Below are 19,645 nucleotides of genomic sequence, written 5' to 3' on the forward strand. Positions count from 1 at the left end.
CGTCGACCGTTACTTGACATCAGTCAATTTCGCTCCAGGTCCCTACCAAAGTACTAGGGTTTTTCATCTGAAATAGCATTATTTTTTTAAGGTTTTGGGGGTGGGGCTCGCCGTTGTGGGATGACCCGCCGGCGGCCTACACTGGCCGAGACCGTCATCAGGGGATCGCCATGCTCGACCTCTCGTCCACCATGCCCCTCGCCCTCGAGACCCCGTGGGGCACCCCGCCGCTACACAGCGCGGTGAGCCGCCAGCGCGATCCGCATGTCGCCGCCTGTGAGCTGGCCCGTGCCCTTCGCCACGACCATCTGGGCTTCGTGCTCTTCTTCTGTAGCGCCGAGTATCCGCTGGAGACGCTCTCCGAGGCGCTGGTGAATGCCTTCAGCGACATACCGGTGGCAGGTTGCACCACCGCCGGCGAGATCACGCCGGACGGCTACGAACGCGGCACTATCGTGGCCATCGGCCTGGACCGCCGCCACTTCGCCGTCTCCTGCACCCTGGTAGAGGACCTTGGGGGCTTCGACCTGCTGCGTGCCCAGCGACTGGTCGACGGCCTGCTCGATGACTGCCGCGGCCGGGCTCCGGCCCCAGTGGGGGAGCACAGCTTCGCCCTGACCCTGCTCGATGGCCTCTCCAGCAGCGAGGAACAGGTGCTGGCGACCCTGGACGCCGCCTTGGGACGCATCCCGAGCTTCGGCGGTAGCGCCGGCGATGACAACCGCCTGGCCCATACCTATGTCCATGCCGAGGGACGCTTCCATGACCAGGCCGCCGTGGTGGTGATGATTAACACCCGTCTGCCCTTCGAGGTCTTCACCACCCACCACCTGCGCCCGCGGCAGGAGAAGCTGGTGGTTACCCGTGTCGATCGCGAGCGGCGGCGCGTTATCGAGCTTAACGCGGCCCCCGCCGCCGAGGAGTATGCTCGCCTGGTGGGGCTGCCCGTCGCGGCGCTGGATGCCACCGTGTTCGCTCGCCACCCCCTGTCGGTACGCCTCGGCGAGGCGCACTACGTACGCTCCATCCAGCGGGTCAATCCGGATGGCAGCCTCAGCTTCTACTGTGCGGTGGAGAACGGCATCGTGCTTACCGCCATGCAGCCGGCGCCGCTGCTCGAGGATCTGGAGGCGACGCTGGCGGGGCTCGCCGGTCGCCTCGGCGAGCCGGCGCTGGTGATCGGTTGCGACTGCTTCCTGCGTCGCCTGGAACTGGAGGCCCAGGGCCAGGCCGGCGCCGCCTCGCGGCTGCTGGCCCGCTCGCGGGTGGTGGGCTTCAACACCTACGGGGAGCAGCACCATGGCATGCACATCAACCAGACCTTCACCGGGGTGGCCATTGGATCTCACCCGGCCGCAGGAGACGCCTGAGCTCGCCACGCCGCGGGAGGGGGAGCTGCTGGAGGAGAACGCCCGGCTGCGACGGATCTGCGCGGCGCTGATGGAGCGCGTGGAGTCGGCCGGCGTGGCCGGCGGTGCCCCCTACGCGGCCTTCGAGCACTCGGTACTGCTTGCCGAGCAGGTGCGCGAGCGCACCGAGGCCCTGCAGCGGGCCCTGGCCGAACTGCATGCCGCCAAGGCCGATGCCGAGACCGCCAACCTCTCCAAGACCCGCTTCCTGGCCGCGGTGAGCCACGACCTGCTGCAGCCGCTGAATGCGGCCAGGCTGTTCACCAGCGCCCTGGAGGATCATGACCTGCCCGCGTCCTCGACCCGCCTGGTGGGGCATATCGGCCGCTCGCTCAAGGACGTGGAGGCACTGCTCGGCACCCTGGTGGACATCTCTCGGCTCGATGCCGGGGTGCTCGAGCCGGACATCGCCCCCTTCCCGGTCGATCGACTGCTCGACGTGCTGGCCGAGGAATACCGCCAGCAGGCGGCGACCCGCGGGCTCGACTTCCACTACGTGCCGAGTAAGGGACTGATCGCCTCGGACCTGGCGCTGCTGGCTCGGGTGGTGCGCAACTTCCTGACCAATGCCATCCGTTACACCGGGCGCGGCAGGATCCTGCTGGGCTGTCGCCGTCGTCCCGACGGGCTCGAGATCCTGGTGGGGGACACCGGCCCGGGCATTCCCGAGGCGCAGCGCGAGGCGATCTTCCGAGAGTTCCAGCGCCTTGGCGGCAACCGCGATGCCGAGGATCGCGGCCTGGGCCTGGGCCTGGCCATCGTCGACCGCATCGCGGGCATGCTCGGCCATCCCCTGCGGCTGGTCTCCGAGCCGGGCCGCGGATCGCTGTTCTCGGTGCGGGTCCCCTATGGCCGACAGCCGACAGCGTCGCCGCGTTCGCCGGCTGTCTCGGCGTCGCCGGAGGAGGGGAGCGTCCTGGAGGGAACTCGGGTCTGGGTCCTCGACGACGATCCCGGGATCTGTAAGGGCATGGCGGCGCTGCTCGAAGGCTGGGGGTGTTGGGTGCGGACCGCGACCTCGCTGGCGGCCCTGGAGAGTGGTGCGGAGGATGAGACCGCGGATGTGCTGCTGGTCGATTATCACCTGGGGGAGGAAGCCCCCGATGGCCTCGCGGCGGCGGCGCGGCTTCGGGAGCGCCAACCAGGGCTGCCGGTCGTGGTGGTCACCGCCAACCATGAGGCGTCGATCAAGAGCCTGAGCCGGCAGCTGGGGTACGGCTGCCTGCTCAAGCCCCTGAAGCCGCTGCGCCTGCGCATGGCCCTGGTCGACCTGCTGGCCGGTGACTCAGCGTGAGGGTTCGCGACGGTCGGCCAGCAGGGCCTCGAGATCGACCTCGCCAGCGGCGAGGATCGCCTGGACCCGGCCCGCCACGCCGAGCTTGCGCAGGATCGCCGAGACATGGGTCTTCACCGTGGTCTCGGCAATGTCCAGTTCCCGGGCAATTACCTTGTTGGAGGCGCCGCGGGTCAGGCAGATCAACACTTCAAGCTGCTTGTCGGTGAGCTGCGCCAGGTGCTGGCGAACGTCATCATCGGCGGGCGGCGCCCGGCGGGCCGCGGCCGGGGGGCGGCGGATGATATCCGAGGGCAGATAGAGCTGGCCTTCCAGCAGGCGGGCCAGCGCCGTGAGCAGCTCTCGGCGTGGCGTCGACTTGGGGATGTAGCCGACTGCCCCCAGGTCGATGGCATCGAGGATGGTCCGCCGCTCCTGATCGGCGGAGAGAATCGCTATCGGCAGCCAGGGATGGGCCGCGCGCAGTGCCCGCAGCCCCGCCAGTCCCTCGGCATCCGGCAGGTCGAGGTCGAGCAGCACCAGGTCGAGTTCCTCGCAGGCCTCGGCGCGGTGAAGGGCCTCGGCCAGGCTTTCCGCCTCCAGCAGTCGGCAGGCGGGCAGGCCGGCCTCGATCACCGCCGCGATGGCCTCGCGGAACAACGGATGGTCATCGGCGACCATCAGGGTATGCATGGGCAATCCCTCGTGGAATCCTCTCGCCTCCTTCCGAAGGAGGAGGCCGTCTCCTGCCACCGGAGTATGTCGCAGAAGGTCTTCCTGACCAAGACTGGAGAGGTGTTCACCGATAACGACAACACCTCAGGAGTCACGTCATGATCTATGCCAATCCCGGCCAGGCCGATTCGCTGATCAGCTTCGAGACACGCTACGGCAACTTCATCGGCGGCGAGTTCGTGCCGCCGGTGAAGGGCCGGTACTTCGATAACGTCAGTCCGGTCAACGGCGAGGTGTTCTGCGAGATTCCCCGCTCCACCGCCGAGGACATCGACAGGGCGCTGGATGCCGCCCACCAGGCCGCCCCGGCCTGGGGCAGGACCGCCGCCGCCGAGCGCGCCAATGTGCTGCTCAGGATCGCCGAGCGCATCGAGCAGAACCTCGAGAGGCTCGCCGTGGCCGAGACCTGGGACAATGGCAAGGCGGTGCGCGAGACGCTCAATGCCGACCTGCCGCTGGCGGTGGATCACTTCCGCTACTTCGCCGGCTGCATCCGCGCCCAGGAGGGGACCGCGGCGGACATCGACGCCCACACCGTCTCGTATCACTTCCATGAGCCGCTGGGCGTGGTGGGCCAGATCATCCCCTGGAACTTCCCGCTGCTGATGGCCGTGTGGAAGCTGGCCCCGGCGCTGGCGGCCGGCAACTGCGTGGTCCTGAAGCCCGCCGAGCAGACCCCGGCCTCCATCCTCGAACTGATGAAGCTGGTCGGCGACCTGCTGCCGCCGGGGGTGGTCAATATCGTCAACGGCTACGGCGCCGAGGCCGGTCAGGCGCTGGCCACCAGCAAGCGCATCGCTAAGATCGCCTTCACCGGGTCCACCCCGGTGGGCGCGCACATCCTCAAGTGCGCCGCCGACAACATCATCCCTTCCACCGTGGAACTGGGGGGCAAGTCGCCGAACATCTACTTCGCCGACATCCTGAACGCCGAGCCGGAATTTCTCGACAAGGCCGCGGAGGGGCTGGTGCTGGCCTTCTTCAATCAGGGCGAGGTCTGCACCTGTCCGTCCCGGGCGCTGATCCAGGAGAGCATGTACGACACCTTCATGGCCAAGGTCATGGAACGCACCCTGTCGATCAAACGCGGCAACCCGCTGGATACCGACGTCCAGGTCGGCGCCCAGGCCTCCCAGGAGCAGTTCGACAAGATCATGGCCTACATGGAGATCGCCCGCGAGGAAGGCGCCGAGTTTCTCACCGGCGGCCAGCGGGAAACCCTGGAGCCGGCCATCAACAACGGCTATTACATTCAGCCGACCCTGCTTAAGGGCCACAACAAGATGCGCGTCTTCCAGGAGGAGATCTTCGGCCCGGTGGTGGCGGTGACCACTTTCAAGGACGAAGCCGAGGCGCTGGCCATCGCCAACGATACCGAGTTCGGGCTCGGCGCCGGCGTCTGGAGCCGTGACATGAACGTGGCCTTCCGCATGGGGCGTGGCATCCAGGCCGGCCGCGTGTGGACCAACTGCTACCACCAGTACCCAGCCCACGCCGCCTTCGGCGGCTACAAGAAGTCCGGCGTCGGTCGCGAGACCCACAAGGTGGCCCTCGAGCACTATCAGCAGACCAAGAACCTGCTGGTGAGCTACGACACCAACCCGCTGGGGTTCTTCTAAGCCTGCTTGCCGTCCGGCACGGTCCTGCCGGGCGGCGCGCTCCATCACAAGAAGGTGAATACCACCTCCCGACCCCCGGGCGATCCCGCTCGTGCCTGTGACGGGTAACGAGTGCCATACCTTCAGGAGATAGATCATGGACAATACAATGAAAGCCGCCGTGGTGCGCAAGTTCGGTGAGCCCCTGACCATCGAGGAAGTGGAGACTCCCCGTCCCCGACGGGGTGAGATCCTGGTCAAGGTCGCCGCTTCCGGCGTCTGTCATACCGACCTGCACGCGGCCCACGGCGACTGGCCCGTCAAGCCCGAGCCGCCCTTTATCCCCGGTCACGAGGGTGTCGGCCACATCGTCGCCATCGGCGAGGGGGTCTCCCATCTCAAGGAGGGCGATCGGGTCGGGGTGCCCTGGCTCTACTCGTCTTGCGGCCTTTGCGAGCATTGCCTGGGGGGCTGGGAGACCCTGTGCGAGTCGCAGCAGAACACCGGCTATTCGGTCAACGGCGGCTTCGCCGACTACACCCTGGCCGATGCCGGCTACGTGGGCCGGCTGCCCGACAATGTCGACTTCCTCGAGATTGCGCCGGTGCTGTGTGCCGGGGTGACCGTCTACAAGGGGCTGAAGATGACCGACACTCGCCCGGGGCAGTGGGTGGTGATCTCGGGCATCGGGGGCCTGGGCCATATGGCGGTGCAGTACGCCAGGGCCATGGGGCTCAACGTGGCGGCGGTGGACATCGACGATGGCAAGCTGGCGCTGGCCGAACGTCTCGGCGCCACGGTCACCGTCAATGCCCTGAAGACCGACCCGGCGAGCTATCTCAAGCAGCAGATGGGTGGGGCCCATGGGGTGCTGGTCACCGCGGTCTCGCCCCAAGCGTTCGATCAGGGACAGCGCATGCTACGTCGCGGCGGTACCCTGGTGCTCAACGGTCTGCCGCCGGGGGATTTCCCGCTGCCGATCTTCGACACCGTGCTCAACGGCATCACGGTGCGCGGTTCCATCGTGGGTACGCGAAACGACCTGCAGGAGGCACTGGACTTCGCCGGTGAAGGCAAGGTCAAGGCCACGGTGGAAAGCGACTCGCTGGAGAACATCAACGATGTCTTCCAGCGCATGATCGATGGCAAGATCGAAGGGCGCGTGGTGCTCGACATGACCTGATCAAGGTCAGTCAGGCGAGACGGGGCGCGGTGTGAGTCGCGCCCCGATCTTTCTGTGGGGGCGTGTTGTCGGCTGGCTCACCCGGGCGCCACGGCGCCCAGGCGAACCTCACGGCCGCAGCACCATCTTCACGTCGTCGAGTCGCTGGATTACGCTCTGGAAGCTGTTCTTGAGGATCAGCATCTCGCCGTTGGTCATGGTGACCACGGCCACCGGCTCGTGACGCGGCTCGTTCTCCGCTTCCTTCTCGGGACGAATCTGCGCGATCTGGTCGATATGCAGCAGCAGGACGTACTCTTCCTCGGTGGTGGGATAGTGGGTGATGACCTCGATGAATCGCTGGCTCATGGGGCCTCCTCGATACGCATGAGGGATGGTCGCCCCCCAGTGTAGTAGAGACCGGCCTCGTCTCCCGTACCGCGCTTCGTGCTCCCGTGTCCCGGGATCACTGCTCGTCGCTTCCCGCCTCCCGCCAAGCCTCGGTTCCCCATAGCGGTACGCTGCTCAGGGCATGTTTGAAGCTGCCGCGGGTCTCCTTTGTGCTGTAGGCCAGATAGAGCAGGCTCTGGCTGTCGGCATCGTAGATACGGCGGATCTTGAGGCTCTTGAACAGCACGCTCTTCGACTTGCGATAGAGCAGCTCGCCCTCCTTGGAGCGGTCGATGTCGCTGAGCATGGCGGCGCTGATAGAACCGGTCTGGCGGCAGGCCAGACTCATGTCGGAGGGATCGGCCAGGTCGAGGTCGGCCTCGACATTGCTCAAATGGCAGGTCACCCCGGTGACCACCGGGTCGGTCAGGCTCTCGATCTTGATGTCCTTGGTGGTGAACAGGCCCAGCGAGACATCGCCGACCTCGTTGTCGTTGCAGCCGGTGAGCACGAGCAGGGCCGTCAGGCCAACACAGAAGCGGAAGCGCATATGGCGGAGTCCTTGCGGCGTCAGGTGGCGTCGGAAAAGGCGTCGAGGTTCAGGGCATGGGAGTGGCCCAGCCACATCGCGCCCTGGGTGTGATCGAACAGGTCGTCACCGGTGCCGACATGCACGAACACGTCCAGTTCGCCACGATTGAGGGCGAGCCAGGGCACGATCTCGCCGAACCGGTCGGCGGCGAAGGAAAGCTGGCAGCTCCACAGGGGGTGGGGACCCACCGGCCGTTCGTGGAAGCGGCCCACCTTGAGCTCGAAGCGCGCGGCGGCGGCCTCGGCCACCCGGCGGGCCTCGGCCAGCCCCGCCGCGTCCGCGTAATAGAGGTGGGCGTGGTAGTAGCGGATGGTGCTGGGATCGCCATGGGGAATATCAGGCATGTCGGTCTCCCGGAAGCCGTCGTCGATGGGGCCATTCTATGCCAATCCCCTTGGCCATGCCGCCGGGCCGGTCATGGGCAGCTGTCACCGATGATCAGCGCGGTGGAGAGCTGTCGAGGCTCGGTGGGGTCCAGTCCGAGGACCATGCGCGCGGCGATGCGACCCTTCTCGGTGCTGTCCTGGCGTACGGTGGTCAACCGAGGCGCCCGGTACTGGCCCTCGGCGATGCCATCGAAGCCGGTGATGCGCAGGTCCTCAGGGATGCACAGGCCGCGCTGCTCGGCCAGGGTCAGGGCGGTGAGGGCGATGCGGTCGGACATGCACAGCAGCAGGTCGGGGCGCTCGTCGTCGGGCAGGTCGAGGATCTCGGCGATCACCGGGGTGCAGACCTCGTGCGTGTTTTCCTCGATGTTCCACATCGGTACCGCTTCCGGGGCGATGCCGGCCTCGACGAAGGCGTGTTGGAAGCCGTCGAGGCGGGCACGGGTGATGGTCCGGCTCGCCGACAACAAGGCATGCTCGGAGGTGATGCGCCCGTTGCAGGGCTGTTCGGTGAGGCGCAGGTTGATCACGGCTGGGCGAGCCGGGGGCGTGGCCAAGGCATGGCGGGCGATGGCGTAGGCCGCCGGTTCGTTGTCCACATGGACGCTGGCATGGTCCTCGATATCGAAGTCTACCGCCACCAGGGGACGCTGGGAGGGCAGGTCGGCAAATAGCCGCAGGCTCGGCATCAGGCCGTAGACGATGAAGCCATCGGCGATGCTCGCCGAGCCCGGCACCTTGGCGGGCGTCTGCCGGCCCGACAGCAGCAGCAGGGTGTGGCCGTGGGCGTCGAGTACCTCGGCGATCCCGGACAGCAGCTCGCTGGCCACGGCATCGTTAAGGCTGTAGGTCAGGCTTTCGGCGAGGATCACGGCGACGATCTGCGAGCGGCCGGTGCGCAGGCTACGGGCCTTGGCATCCGGGCCCTGGTATCCAAGGCGTCTGGCCTCGCTGAGGATGCGCTCTCGCAGCCGGGGCGAGAGCTGGTCGGGGCGATTGAAGGCATTGGAGACGCTGGCGGTGGAGACGCCGAGCTCGGCAGCCAGTTCCTTCAAGGTGATGCGGCGCGGCGAAGACACGTGATGACTCGACTCTCGAGGGTAGGGGGACGGTTCTGTATCGATTTAGTTAGTCTTCTATCGTAGCCGCGAATGGTCGCAGTGCCTAGCCAGCGTGGGCAAGGACGCCCCAGGATAGCGAGGAAGCATCCTTGCCCACCCTGGCCTTAGCCCAGTTGCAGCCAGATGGCACTGCCCGGCGCCAGTGTCAAGGCGCGGCCCTCCATGGCGGGAGCCGGCATGCCGGGTAGCGCGAGGCTGCTCCATCCCTCGATACCGTCCACCAGGGCATCGGGGGCGATCGTGACCGGCGCCTCGCCGCGACCCAGGTGGGCCAGGCACAGCAGGCGCCGTTCGCCGTGGCTGCGGATCACACCGAAGACGTCCTTGGGCAGTTCGCTGGGGGCGATCAATTGCTGGTCGCCCTGGCGCAGCACCTCGCTCGCGCCGCGCAGCCGGAGCAGCTCGCGGACCCGGGCCAGCAGGCTGTCGGGGTCGGCCTCCTGGCGTGCCACCGCCAGTGGCCGATGGCGCGCGTCGACCGGCAGCCAAGGCGTGACGTCCTCGGCACAGAAGCCGCCGTTGGCGGTCGCGTCCCAGGCCATCGGCGTGCGGCAGCCGTCGCGGCCCTTGACCTCCGGCCACAGGTTGATGCCGAACGGGTCCCGCAGGTCTTCAAAGGCCAGCTCGGCCTCGGGCAGGCCGAGCTCCTCGCCCTGGTAGAGGCACAGGCTGCCGCGCAGCGCGCAGAGCACGGTCAGCGCCAGCAGGGCGCGATCCTCGCCCCAACTGGTGGCGCTGCGCACGACATCGTGGTTGGACAGCGCCCAGCAGGGCCAGGTGTCGTCGCCAAGTTCGGCGAAGCGTGCCAGCACGCCGTGAAGCTCGCGAGCATCACCGGTGGAGTCCAGCAGGTCGAAGGTGTAGGCCATGTGCAGGCGGATGTCGCCCTGGGTGTAGGCGGCCATGGTCGGCAGCGGATCGTTGCCGGCGATCTCGCCCACGGTGGTGGAGCCCGGGTACTCGTCGAGCAAGGCGCGGATGCGCTCCAGATAGGCCAGGTTCTCGGGCTGCTCGATGTTGTGGCGCTGGAGCTGGTAGCTCTGGGGGTTGCCGGGCTGGATCCGCTCGCAGGGCATCGGCGGGTTGTCGGTGAGCTCGCGGTCGTGGAAGTAGTAATTGACCACGTCGAAGCGGAAGCCGTCGACGCCGAGTTCCAGCCAGAAGCGCAGGTTGTCGAGCTGCGCCTGCTGGACGTCGGGGTGGTGGAAGTTGAGGTCCGGCTGGCTTTCCAGGAAGTTGTGCAGGTAGTACTGGCGGCGCCGGGCGTCGAAGGTCCAGGCGCGACCGCCGAAGGCCGCCATCCAGTTGTTGGGCGGCGTGCCGTCGGGCCTGGGGTCGGCCCAGACGTACCAGTCGGCCTTGGGATTGGTGAGGTCCTGGCGGCTCTCCTGGAACCAGGCATGCCGGTCGGAGCTGTGCGACAGCACCTGGTCGATGATCACCCGCAGGCCCAGGGCGTGGGCGCGGTCGACCAGGGCGCGGACGTCGTCGAGGGTGCCGAACATGGGGTCGACGTCCCGATAGTCGGCGACGTCGTAGCCGAAGTCGTCCATCGGCGAGGTGAAGAAGGGCGACAGCCAGATGGCGTCGACGCCGAGGCTCGCCACATGCTCGAGCTGTGAGGTGATGCCGGGCAGGTCACCGATGCCGTCGCCGTTGGCGTCCATAAAGCTGCGCGGGTAGATCTGATAGATGACGGCGCCGCGCCACCAGTCGATGCGGTCGTTCGGGCGTTGCTGGGACAGGGTCATGAAGGCCTCGCAAATGGCGGAGGGCCTGGTGGCCCTCCGAGCGTCGTGATGGTCGAGTGGATGCCGGGGCGGGATTACCAGCGGCGGCTGAGCCGGCGCAGCTCGCCCTGGAGTTGCTGCACGGCGCTGGCTCCGTCGAGGTCGCCGGAGAGCACCGAGTGGACGCGGTTGAAGAAGGCGTTGGAGACCCGCGGGTAGTCGCTGCCGGTCACCGTGGCGGGGCGCGGCACGCCGTTGGTCAGGGTCTCGTAGAGCTCGCCCATGGAGGGGTTGCTGGCCAGCACCTCCTCGTCCTCGTAGAGTGCCTCGATGGTGGGGTTCATGCCCACCTCGATGGCGTGGGCCTTCTGTTGCTCGGGGGCGGTCAGGTAGGCGACCAGGTCGGCGGCGATCTCCGGGTGCTCGGAGTAGCGCGACACGGCCCAGTTCCAGCCCCCCAGGGTGGCCACCGAGTCGCCCTTCGGGCCGTGGGGCAGCGGGGCCATGCCGACCTTGCCGGCCACCTCGCTGTCCTCGCCGTTGGCCAGCGCCCAGACGTAGGGCCAGTTGCGCAGGAAGAGCGCGTTGCCGGACTGGAAGATGCCGCGGGTCTCTTCTTCGGTGTGGTTGAGGGTGCCCTCGGGGGAGATGTCGTCGATCCAACTGGCGGCCAGGTCCAGGGCGGCGGCGGCACGCTCGTTGTTGATGGTGACATTGCCTTCATCGTCGACGATGGTACCGCCGCCGTGGCTGGCCACCCACTCCAGCGCGTTGGTGGTCAGCCCCTCGTAGGCGCGGCCCTGGAAGCTGAATCCCCAGAAGTCGTCGTTGCCCGCCGCGCGCTCGGCGGCCTGCACCTCGCGGGCGGTCTCGGTGAGTTCCTGCCAGGTCTCCGGTACCTCGTGGCCATATTTTTCCAGCAGGTCCCGGCGGTAGTAGAGCAGACCGGCATCGGTGAACCAGGGCATGGCCACCAGCTTGCCGTCGACGGTGTTGTTGTCGACTAGCGTCGGGAAGAAGCCCTCGGTGGCGTCCTCGGGCAGGTAGGCGGAGAGATCCACCAGGTGGTTGGCGAGCAGGCCCGGCCAGACGATGTCGATCATGATCACGTCGACGTCGCTGGACTGGCTGCCCAGCAGCTGCTGATAGAGCGATAGCTTCTCGGTGGCGTCGTTGGGGGTGGAGACGATATCCACCTCGTGGCCGGTCTCCTCGGCCCAGCGCTCGACAAGCACCGGGCAGTAGTCGGCGGCATCGCCGGGTCCACAGGCGATGGTGATCTCCGCCGCCATGGCGTTCTGGGTAGCCAGAGCCGAGCCGCCCAGGATCAAGGAGCCGATCAGAGCGCGGTGTTGCTGCTTGGCGTTGTCGAGGATCATGGAGTGGACTCCTGATGTTGTCGTTGCTGTTGTCGTTATGGAGCGCGGGGGGCACCAAGGCGGGTGATCCCCCGCTTGCCTCGCTGGCCGAGGCTTGGGATCAGGGATGCCAGATCGCATGCCCCGGCTGGCTATTATCCGGACAGTGGGCGATGGCGATCCCCCAGGGTGGAAGCTGAAATCGGCCTGTCTGCCAGGTGCCGTTGACCATCGCCGGGGCATCGTCGAGGGCGCGGACGTCCCGGGGTGCGCCCAGTTCGCGGGGCGTCTCACTGAAGTTCAGTGCCACCAGCAGCCGTTCACCCCGGTGGTAGCGCTCGAGACACATGACCTCGTCGCGCAGCGGGTGGTAGCGGATCTCGCCCTTGACCAGCGCCGGATGCCGACGGCGGAAGGCCAGGAAGTCGCGGGTGGCGTTGAGCAGCGAGTCGGGATCGCCGTCCTGCCGGTCCACGGCCAGGCCCCGATGGTCGTCGGGCACCGGCAGCCAGGGGGTGGCCCGGGAGAAGCCACCGTGGGGGGCGTCGGCCTGCCAGGGCATGGGGGAGCGGCAGCCGTCGCGGCCCTTGTAGCTCGGCCAGAAGGTGATGCCGGCGGGGTCGACCAGCTGTTCGAAGGCAAGCTCGGCCTCGGTCAGGCCCAACTCCTCGCCCTGGTAGAGGCAGACGCTGCCGCGCTGGGTGAGCAGGAAGGCCAGGTAGAGGCGCAGCCTGGCCGCATGGCCCTCGGCGCCCCAGCGGGTGGCCAGGCGGGTGATGTCGTGGTTGCCCAGCGCCCAGCAGGGCCAGCCGTCGCCGATTCGCGCTTCCATCTCCTCCAGCGTTTCAAGCAGGTGCCGGGGATCGGCATTGTCGGTCAAGAGGTTGAAGGAGTAGGCCATGTGCAGGCGGTTGCCGCCCTGGGTGTAGGCGGCCATCACCCCCAGCGAGTCGTCGTCGCCGACCTCGCCGACGCTGGTGGTGCCGGGGTATTCGTCGAGCAGCGCCCGCAGCCGCTCGAGGAAGAACAGGTTCTCCGGCTGGGTCTTGTCATAAATATGCTGTTGATAGCCGTAGGGGTTGTCCGGGCGCACCCCGATAAAGCCTTCGGCGATCTCCTCCCGAGGCGGATTGTCCTTCAGCTCGCCGTGGGTGCAGAAGTTGACCGCATCCAGGCGGAAGCCGTCGACACCGCGCTCCAGCCAGAAGCGCACTTCGCCGAGGATTGCCTCGACCACCTCGGGGTTACGGAAGTTGAGGTCCGGCTGCTCGACCAGGAAGTTGTGCAGGTAGTACTGGCAGCGGCGGGTATCCCATTGCCAGGCAGACCCGCCGAAGATCGCCTGCCAGTTGGTGGGCGGGGCGCCGTCGGGCCTGGGGTCGGCCCACACGTACCAGTCGGCCTTGGGGTTATCGCGGCTCGACCGGCTCTCGGCGAACCAGGGGTGTTGATCGGAGGAGTGCGAGAGCACCTGGTCGATGGTGACCTTGAGGCCGCGGGCATGGGCGGCTTCCACCAGGCGGTCGAAGTCCTCGAGGGTGCCGAACATCGGGTCGACGCCGCGGTAGTCGCTGACGTCGTAGCCGAAGTCCTTCATCGGCGAAGTGAAGAAGGGTGACAGCCAGATGGCATCGACATTCAATGAGGCGATGTAGTCGAGGCGGTCGATCACGCCCTGCAGGTCGCCGATGCCGTCGCCGTCGGTGTCCTGGAAGCTGCGCGGATAGACCTGGTAGATCACCGCGCCACGCCACCAGTCCAGTTGGTCGTCATGTTGAAGTCGGGTAAGCGTCATACGCGTCTCCTGGAACGGGAGCCAAGGCTCTCGTTGTGGTGATGCATGCTGGCATGGACCAGGAAATGGCCGTGACGACGGAATCAGGCGGCCTGGCGACGCTTGATAAGGTCCAAGGCCCGGTCATGGGTATCGAACAGGTGCACGTGCTCGAGGTCGGGGACCAGCGCCACCCGCTGGCCGATGTCCCAGCGGCTGGGCGCCTCGCTGCGATGGATCAACAGGGTGTCGCCAGCCTTGGGCTCGAGATAGACGTAGACCTCGTTGCCCAGGTACTCAACGTTGACGATCTCGAAGCTGTTCTCGCCTTCGGCCTCAGCCAGACGCAGGTGCTCGGGACGCACGCCCAGGGTCAGGACGGCGCCGCGGGTTTCGCCGCTGGCATCCTGGGGCAGGGCCAGTTCGCCTAGCCCCGGCGCCTTGACCTTGCATCCCTTGTCATCGCTGCCGAGCAATTCGGCCGGCATGAAGTTCATGGTCGGCGAGCCAATAAAGCCGGCGACGAACTTGGTGGCCGGCTGTTGATAGAGGGTCTGGGGGCTGCCGACCTGCTCGATGCGGCCTTCGCGCAGTACCACGATCTTGTCGGCCAGCGTCATGGCCTCGACCTGGTCGTGGGTAACGTAGATCATGGTCGAGCCCAGGCGATGGTGCAGGCGGGCAATCTCGTTGCGCATCTGCACCCGCAGCGAGGCATCCAGGTTGGAAAGCGGCTCGTCGAACAGCAGGATGCGTGGCTCCCGGGCCATGGCCCGACCCATCGCCACCCGCTGGCGCTGGCCGCCGGAGAGCTCCTTGGGCTTGCGGTGCAGCAGGTCCTCGAGCTGCAGGATGCGGGCGGTGGCCATGACCCGGTCATCCACCGTCTCGTTGGCCATCTTGGCCAGCTTGAGACCGAAGGCCATATTCTCGTAGACCGACATGTGCGGATAGAGGGCGTAGGACTGGAATACCATGCCCACGCCGCGCTCACGGGGCGGCAGGTCGTTGACCACGCCATCGGCGATCTTCAGCTCGCCGCCGGTGATCGACTCCAGGCCGGCGATCAGGCGCAGCAGGGTCGACTTGCCGCAGCCCGAGGGGCCGACGAAGACCACGAACTCGCCATCGCCGACCTTGAGGTCGACGTCCTTGATGATATGGGTATGGCCGAAGACCTTGTTGATCTTTTCCAGGGTCACGCTTGCCATCTTGCGACTCCTTGCCGGCCTCTCGGGCCGGCATTCTTGTAGGGGGTTAACTGTCGAGCTTGAGGTAGGCGGCCTGGTAGGCCGGCAACGTCAGGGTGTCGCCGTCGAGCGAGGCCTCAAAGCCATGGCCCTGGAGCGGGATGCCGGCCTGCGGCAAGGCGGTGCTGCGCGTATCGTCGCCGAGGTTGAACACACAGAGGAGCTTCTCCTCGCTCTTCTCGCGGATAAAGCCGAGCAGGTCCTCGCCGACGTCAACCAGCGAAAGCTCGCCGTCGATCAGCGCCGGATGCGTCCGGCGGAAGGCCAGCAGGCGGCGGGTGGCGTTGAGCACCGAGTCGGCCTGGTCCTGCTGGCGCGCCACGGCCAGCGGCAGCTGGCGCTGGTCGACCGGCAGCCAAGGCTCCACGTTCTCGGCGGTGAAGCCGCCCTGGGGCGCATCGGTCCAGGGCATCGGCGTACGGCAGCCATCACGGCCCTTGAACTCCGGCCACAGCACCTTGCCGTAGGGGTCCTGGAGGCGCTCGAAGGGTACCTCGGCCTCGGGCAGGCCCAACTCCTCGCCCTGGTAGAGGCAGACGCTGCCGCGCAGCGACAGCACCATTGCCAGGGCCACCTTGGGATAGGCCACCGGGTCCTCGCCGGCTCCCCAGCGGGTGGCACTTCTCACCACGTCGTGGTTGGACAGCGCCCAGCACGGCCAGGCATCGCCGGCTAGGCGCTGGAAGCGTTCGATCACCTTGCGGATATAGGCCGGGGAGTGCGGGTCGTTGAGCAGATCGAAGCCATAGGCCATGTGCAGCTTGTCGCCGCCGGCGGTGTATTCGGCCATGCGCGCCAGCGGTTCGTCGTCGCCGATCTCGCCCACCGTGGTGGTGCCGGGGAACTCGTCCATCAGCGCACGCAGCTCGCGAAGGAAGTCGAGGTTCTCCGGGCGGCTCAGGTCATAGACGTGGCGCTGCCAGGTGTAGGGGTTGGCGTCCGGCGCGCCCAGGGTCTTGGCCTCGCCCTTGGGTACCGGCGGGTTGTCGCGAAGTTCCGGGTCGTGGAAGTAGAAGTTGACGGTGTCCAGGCGGAAGCCGTCGACGCCCAGTTCCAGCCAGAAGCGCATGTTGTCCAGCTGGGCCTTCCTGACCTGCGGGTTGTGGAAGTTGAGGTCCGGCTGGCTGGTCAGGAAGTTGTGCAGGTAGTACTGGCGGCGCCGGGAGTCGAAGGTCCAGGCCGAACCGCCGAAGATCGACAGCCAGTTGTTGGGCGGCGTGCCGTCGGGCTTGGGGTCGGCCCACACGAACCAGTCGGCCTTGGCGTTGGTGCGGTCGGCACGGCTCTCCTGGAACCAGGGGTGCGCCTCCGCGGTGTGGCTGATCACCTGGTCGATCATCACCTTGAGGCCCAGCTCGTGGGCACGGGCCAGCAGGGCCTTGAAGTCGTCGAGGGTGCCGAACATCGGGTCGACGTCGCGGTAGTCGCTGACGTCATAGCCGAAGTCGAGCATCGGTGAGGTGAAGAACGGCGACAGCCAGATGCCGTCGACGCCGAGGCTCGCCACGTAGTCGAGCTTGTCGGTGATGCCCGCGAGATCGCCGATGCCGTCGCCGTTGGCGTCCATGAAGCTGCGTGGGTAGATCTGGTAGATGACGCCACCACGCCACCAGGTCAGGTTATCTTGCATCTGAGTTTCCACGAAAGTCATGAGACGATTTATCCTTTCACTGCGCCGGCGGTGAGGCCGGAGACGATGCGCCGCTGGAAGATCATCACCAGCACCACCAAGGGCACGGTGACGGTGACCGAGGCGGCCATGATCGGCCCCCAGGGCAGTTCGTGCTGGCTGCCGCCGGAGATCAGGGCGATCGCCACCGGCACGGTGCGCTGGTCGTCGGTGAGGGTGAAGGTCAGGGCGAATAGGAACTCGTTCCAGGCGGCGATGAAGGCCAGCAGCCCGGTGGTTGCCATGGCCGGCCACATCAGCGGCAGGAATACCTTGGTGATGGTCACCCAGGGGGTGGCGCCGTCCATGATCGCCGCCTCCTCGAGTTCCATGGGCAGCTGACGCATGAAGGTGGTCAGCACCCAGACGGTGAAGGGCAGGGTGAAGATGGTGTAACTGAGGATCAGCCCACCCGGGTTGTTGTAGAGGTTGAGCGCGCGGATCACCTCGAACAGCCCGGAGAGCACCGCCACCTGCGGGAACATGGAGACACCGAGGATCGTCAGCATCACCGTGGTGCGGCCGCGGAAGCGCACCCGGCCCAAGGCATAGGAAGCGGTGATGCCCAGCAGCAGGGCGATGATCACCACCGAGAACGAGATGAGAATGGAGTTGAAGATCGCGCGCACGAAGCTCTTCTGGGTGAAGATCTGCACGTAGTTGCCGAAGTCCAGCGACGACAGCCAGAAATCGACGCGGAACAGCTCACTCGACGGCTTCAGCGAGGTGATCACGGCGTAGTAGAAGGGGAAGATGGCGTAGACCATCACCACGGCGATCAGAGCGTAGAGCCCGACCCGCTTGGCGAGCTTTATCAGCTGATACTGGTTCATTGATCCACTCCCAGTTGACGGCGGCCCAGGTAGAGGTAGATGACGACGGCGAGGGCGATGATCAGGAACAGCATCGTCGAGGCGGCGCTGCCGTAGCCCACGTCCTGGAACTCGACGAGTTGCTGGCGGGCGTAGATCGACATGGTCATGGTGCTGGTGGAGTTGGAGGTCAGTACATAGATGACGTCGAACACGCGCAGGGCGTCGAGCAGGCGGAAGATCACCGCCACCAGCAGCGCCGGGGTGATCAGCGGCAGGGTGACGCGGAAGAACACCTTGACCGGGTGGATACCGTCGACCTCGGCGGCCTCGTAGCAGTCCTTGGGCAACATCTGCAGGGCGGCCAGCACCAGCAGGGCGACGAAGGGAATGGTCTTCCATACATCGACCATGATCACCGCCCACATGGACAGGTCGGCATCGGCGGTCCAGGCCAGAGGGGCATCGATCAGCCCCAGGGCCATCAGCATATGGTTGATGATCCCGAACTGATCATTGAGCATCCAGGCCCACATCTTGGCGGAGACGATGGTGGGGATGGCCCAGGGGATCAGCACGGCGGCGCGGACCAGCATGCGGCCCTTGAATTCGGCGTTGAGCAGCAGGGCGACGATGATGCCGAAGACTACCTCCAGCGACACCGACACCACACTGAAGTAGACGGTGTTCCAGACCGAGTTCCACCACACCGTATCGGTCAGCAGGCCATACCAGGCGCCGTCGTCATAGACCAGGTAGTTCTCGAAGCCGATCAGCGCCGCGCCGGCGGTGTCCGACAGCGAAGCATCGGTGAGACTGAAGTAGAAGGTGCGCAGCAGCGGCCAGCCGGCCACCAGCGCCAGCGCGACCAGCATCGGGGCGAGGAAGGTCCAGGCGGCACGGACCCGTTGGCGGCGCACCTTGGTGCCACGGTAGCCCGTCTGGGGAGAGGGCACGGCAGCGTGCACCGCCTGGGGAGTGGGATCGGTTGCGGGAGTCGACATGGGAGACCTCCTGGTTTACCAGCGACGACGCTTGATGCGCGCAAGCTCGCTGTCCAGCTGGGACACGGCCTCGGCACCGCTCAGGTTGCCGGACAACACGTTGTGCACGGCGTTGAAGAAGCCGTTGCTGACCCGACCGTAGTTATCGCCGGTGGGGGCGGAGGGGCGGGCCACGGCGTTGGTGAAGGTGGTGTAGAGGGTGCCGAAGAAGGGCACGGCCTCGAGGACCTCCTCGTCCTGGTAGAGCGCGGTGAGGGTGGGGTTGTAGGCGCCCTCGATGGCGCGACGCTTCTGTTCGGCCTCGCTGGTCAAAAAGGCCACCAGGTTGGCGGCGAGCTCGGGGTGCTGGGTGTACTTGGATACCGCCAGGTTCCAGCCGCCCAGCGTCGCCGCACTGTCGCCTTCAGGACCATGGGGCAGCTTGACCACGCCGACCTTGCCGCGCACGTCGCTGTCTTCGCTCTGGGCCAGGGACCAGGCATAGGGCCAGTTGCGCATGAACACGGCGTTGCCGGACTGGAAGATGCCGCGGGCCTCTTCCTCGGTGTAGTTGAGCACGCCGTTCGGCGAGATCCCGCCGATCCAGGTGGCGGCCAGGTCCAGCGCCGCGGCGGCGCGCTCGTTGTCGATGGTGATCTCGCCCTCGGCGTCGACCAGGGTGCCGCCGCCGTGGCTCGCCACCCACTCCAGGGCATTGCAGGTCAGGCCCTCGTAGGCGCGACCCTGGAAGACATAGCCCCACATCTTGTCGTTGCCGGCCTCGCGCTCGGCGGCCTGGATCTCGGTGGCAATGTCGGTCATCTCCTGCCAGGTCTCGGGGGCCTCGAAGCCGTGCTGCTCGAGCAGGTCCTGGCGGTAGTAGAGCACCCCGGCGTCGGTGAACCAGGGCATCGCCACCAGGCGCTCATCGACGGTGTTGTTGGCGACGATGGTCTCGAAGTGCCCCGCAGCGGCGTCCTCGCCGAGCGTCTCGTCGAGATCGAGCAGGTGATTGGCGAGCAGCCCCGGCCAGACCACGTCGATCTGCATCACGTCGATGTCGCTGGACTGGGCGGAGAGGATCTGCTGGTACAGCGACAGGCGCTCGGTGGAGGAGTTGGGGGTGGAGACGATCTCCACCTGGTGGCCGGTCTTCTCCTCCCAGGCCTCGACGCCCTGCTGGCACAGCGTCAGCTCGGCGCCCACGGCGCCACAGGAGATGGTCAGCTCGGTAGCCAGGGCCGGGCCGGCGGCGCTTGCGGCACCGGCCAGGGCGAGGGCGGAGGCGAGCAGGGTCTTGTTGTGCATGGATAGGCTCCTCGTCGATCGTTGTTGTCTTGGGCCTGGGCTCTGGGCCGGTAAAGGGCCTTCTGAAAGCTAGGTCATCGAAGATGATCTTAAAC

At 66.7% G+C, this 19,645-nt stretch carries 17 protein-coding genes; 4 read left to right on the forward strand and 13 right to left on the reverse strand.

The features are described from left to right. Positions 1-170: 170 nt before the first annotated feature. Both nosP and FHR94_RS03475 read left to right on the forward strand, forming a co-directional pair. Complete coding sequence (gene nosP, locus FHR94_RS03470; RefSeq protein ID WP_246389815.1) at positions 171-1,370, forward strand: nitric oxide-sensing protein NosP; 1,200 nt, start codon at positions 171-173, stop codon at positions 1,368-1,370. Further along, positions 1,339-2,703 carry an ATP-binding response regulator gene (locus FHR94_RS03475; protein ID WP_246389816.1) on the forward strand — a complete coding sequence of 455 codons (1,365 nt, stop codon included), beginning with the start codon at positions 1,339-1,341 and terminating at the stop codon, positions 2,701-2,703. The genes nosP and FHR94_RS03475 overlap by 32 nt, the downstream gene beginning before the upstream one ends. On the opposite strand, the gene FHR94_RS03480 is transcribed toward FHR94_RS03475, so the two are convergent. Further along, positions 2,695-3,375, reverse strand: coding sequence for a response regulator (locus FHR94_RS03480; RefSeq protein ID WP_183324236.1), 681 nt, complete (start codon positions 3,373-3,375; stop codon positions 2,695-2,697). The genes FHR94_RS03475 and FHR94_RS03480 overlap by 9 nt on opposite strands. Positions 3,376-3,515: 140 nt before the next feature. Here FHR94_RS03480 and exaC point away from each other — a divergent pair, with 140 nt between their 5' ends. Both exaC and adhP read left to right on the forward strand, forming a co-directional pair. Then, positions 3,516-5,036 (forward strand): acetaldehyde dehydrogenase ExaC, encoded by a 1,521-nt coding sequence (exaC, locus tag FHR94_RS03485; protein ID WP_183324237.1) that lies wholly within the window; start codon positions 3,516-3,518, stop codon positions 5,034-5,036. A gap of 136 nt (positions 5,037-5,172) precedes the next feature. Beyond that, on the forward strand, positions 5,173-6,198 hold the full coding sequence (gene adhP, locus FHR94_RS03490) for an alcohol dehydrogenase AdhP (RefSeq protein ID WP_183324238.1): 1,026 nt from the start codon (positions 5,173-5,175) through the stop codon (positions 6,196-6,198). A 108-nt stretch (positions 6,199-6,306) separates the two neighbouring features. Here adhP and FHR94_RS03495 read toward each other — a convergent pair whose 3' ends face one another. The 12 genes from FHR94_RS03495 to FHR94_RS03550 form a co-directional block, all read right to left on the reverse strand. Further along, on the reverse strand, positions 6,307-6,546 hold the full coding sequence (locus FHR94_RS03495) for a hypothetical protein (RefSeq protein ID WP_183324239.1): 240 nt from the start codon (positions 6,544-6,546) through the stop codon (positions 6,307-6,309). A gap of 97 nt (positions 6,547-6,643) precedes the next feature. Then, on the reverse strand, positions 6,644-7,117 hold the full coding sequence (locus FHR94_RS03500) for a CreA family protein (protein WP_183324240.1): 474 nt from the start codon (positions 7,115-7,117) through the stop codon (positions 6,644-6,646). Positions 7,118-7,137: 20 nt separating this feature from the next. Beyond that, positions 7,138-7,503: a DOPA 4,5-dioxygenase family protein gene (locus FHR94_RS03505; protein WP_183324241.1), complete on the reverse strand. Its 366-nt coding sequence runs from the start codon at positions 7,501-7,503 to the stop codon at positions 7,138-7,140. A 71-nt stretch (positions 7,504-7,574) separates the two neighbouring features. Further along, on the reverse strand, positions 7,575-8,624 hold the full coding sequence (locus FHR94_RS03510) for a substrate-binding domain-containing protein (protein WP_183324242.1): 1,050 nt from the start codon (positions 8,622-8,624) through the stop codon (positions 7,575-7,577). Between the two features lie 146 nt (positions 8,625-8,770). Continuing rightward, complete coding sequence (locus tag FHR94_RS03515) at positions 8,771-10,417, reverse strand: alpha-amylase family glycosyl hydrolase (RefSeq protein WP_183324243.1); 1,647 nt, start codon at positions 10,415-10,417, stop codon at positions 8,771-8,773. A 74-nt stretch (positions 10,418-10,491) separates the two neighbouring features. Next, a complete protein-coding gene (locus FHR94_RS03520) occupies positions 10,492-11,775 on the reverse strand; it encodes an ABC transporter substrate-binding protein (RefSeq protein ID WP_183324244.1) in 1,284 nt (427 codons plus the stop codon). 100 nt (positions 11,776-11,875) lie between these two features. After that, positions 11,876-13,549 carry an alpha-amylase family glycosyl hydrolase gene (locus FHR94_RS03525; RefSeq protein ID WP_183324245.1) on the reverse strand — a complete coding sequence of 558 codons (1,674 nt, stop codon included), beginning with the start codon at positions 13,547-13,549 and terminating at the stop codon, positions 11,876-11,878. Positions 13,550-13,632: 83 nt separating this feature from the next. Continuing rightward, a complete protein-coding gene (locus FHR94_RS03530; protein WP_183324246.1) occupies positions 13,633-14,739 on the reverse strand; it encodes an ABC transporter ATP-binding protein in 1,107 nt (368 codons plus the stop codon). 46 nt (positions 14,740-14,785) lie between these two features. Further along, positions 14,786-16,408, reverse strand: a complete 1,623-nt coding sequence (locus FHR94_RS03535; protein ID WP_183324247.1) for an alpha-glucosidase — start codon at positions 16,406-16,408, stop codon at positions 14,786-14,788. Positions 16,409-16,437: 29 nt separating this feature from the next. Further along, positions 16,438-17,280: a carbohydrate ABC transporter permease gene (locus FHR94_RS03540; protein ID WP_183324248.1), complete on the reverse strand. Its 843-nt coding sequence runs from the start codon at positions 17,278-17,280 to the stop codon at positions 16,438-16,440. Then, positions 17,277-18,263, reverse strand: a complete 987-nt coding sequence (locus FHR94_RS03545) for a carbohydrate ABC transporter permease (RefSeq protein WP_183324249.1) — start codon at positions 18,261-18,263, stop codon at positions 17,277-17,279. The genes FHR94_RS03540 and FHR94_RS03545 overlap by 4 nt, the downstream gene beginning before the upstream one ends. 15 nt (positions 18,264-18,278) lie before the next feature. Then, complete coding sequence (locus FHR94_RS03550; RefSeq protein ID WP_183324250.1) at positions 18,279-19,550, reverse strand: ABC transporter substrate-binding protein; 1,272 nt, start codon at positions 19,548-19,550, stop codon at positions 18,279-18,281. Positions 19,551-19,645 lie beyond the last annotated feature (95 nt).

The sequence above is a fragment of the Halomonas cerina genome (assembly GCF_014192215.1).
In the GTDB taxonomy this organism is placed as follows: Bacteria; Pseudomonadota; Gammaproteobacteria; order Pseudomonadales; family Halomonadaceae; genus Halomonas; species Halomonas cerina.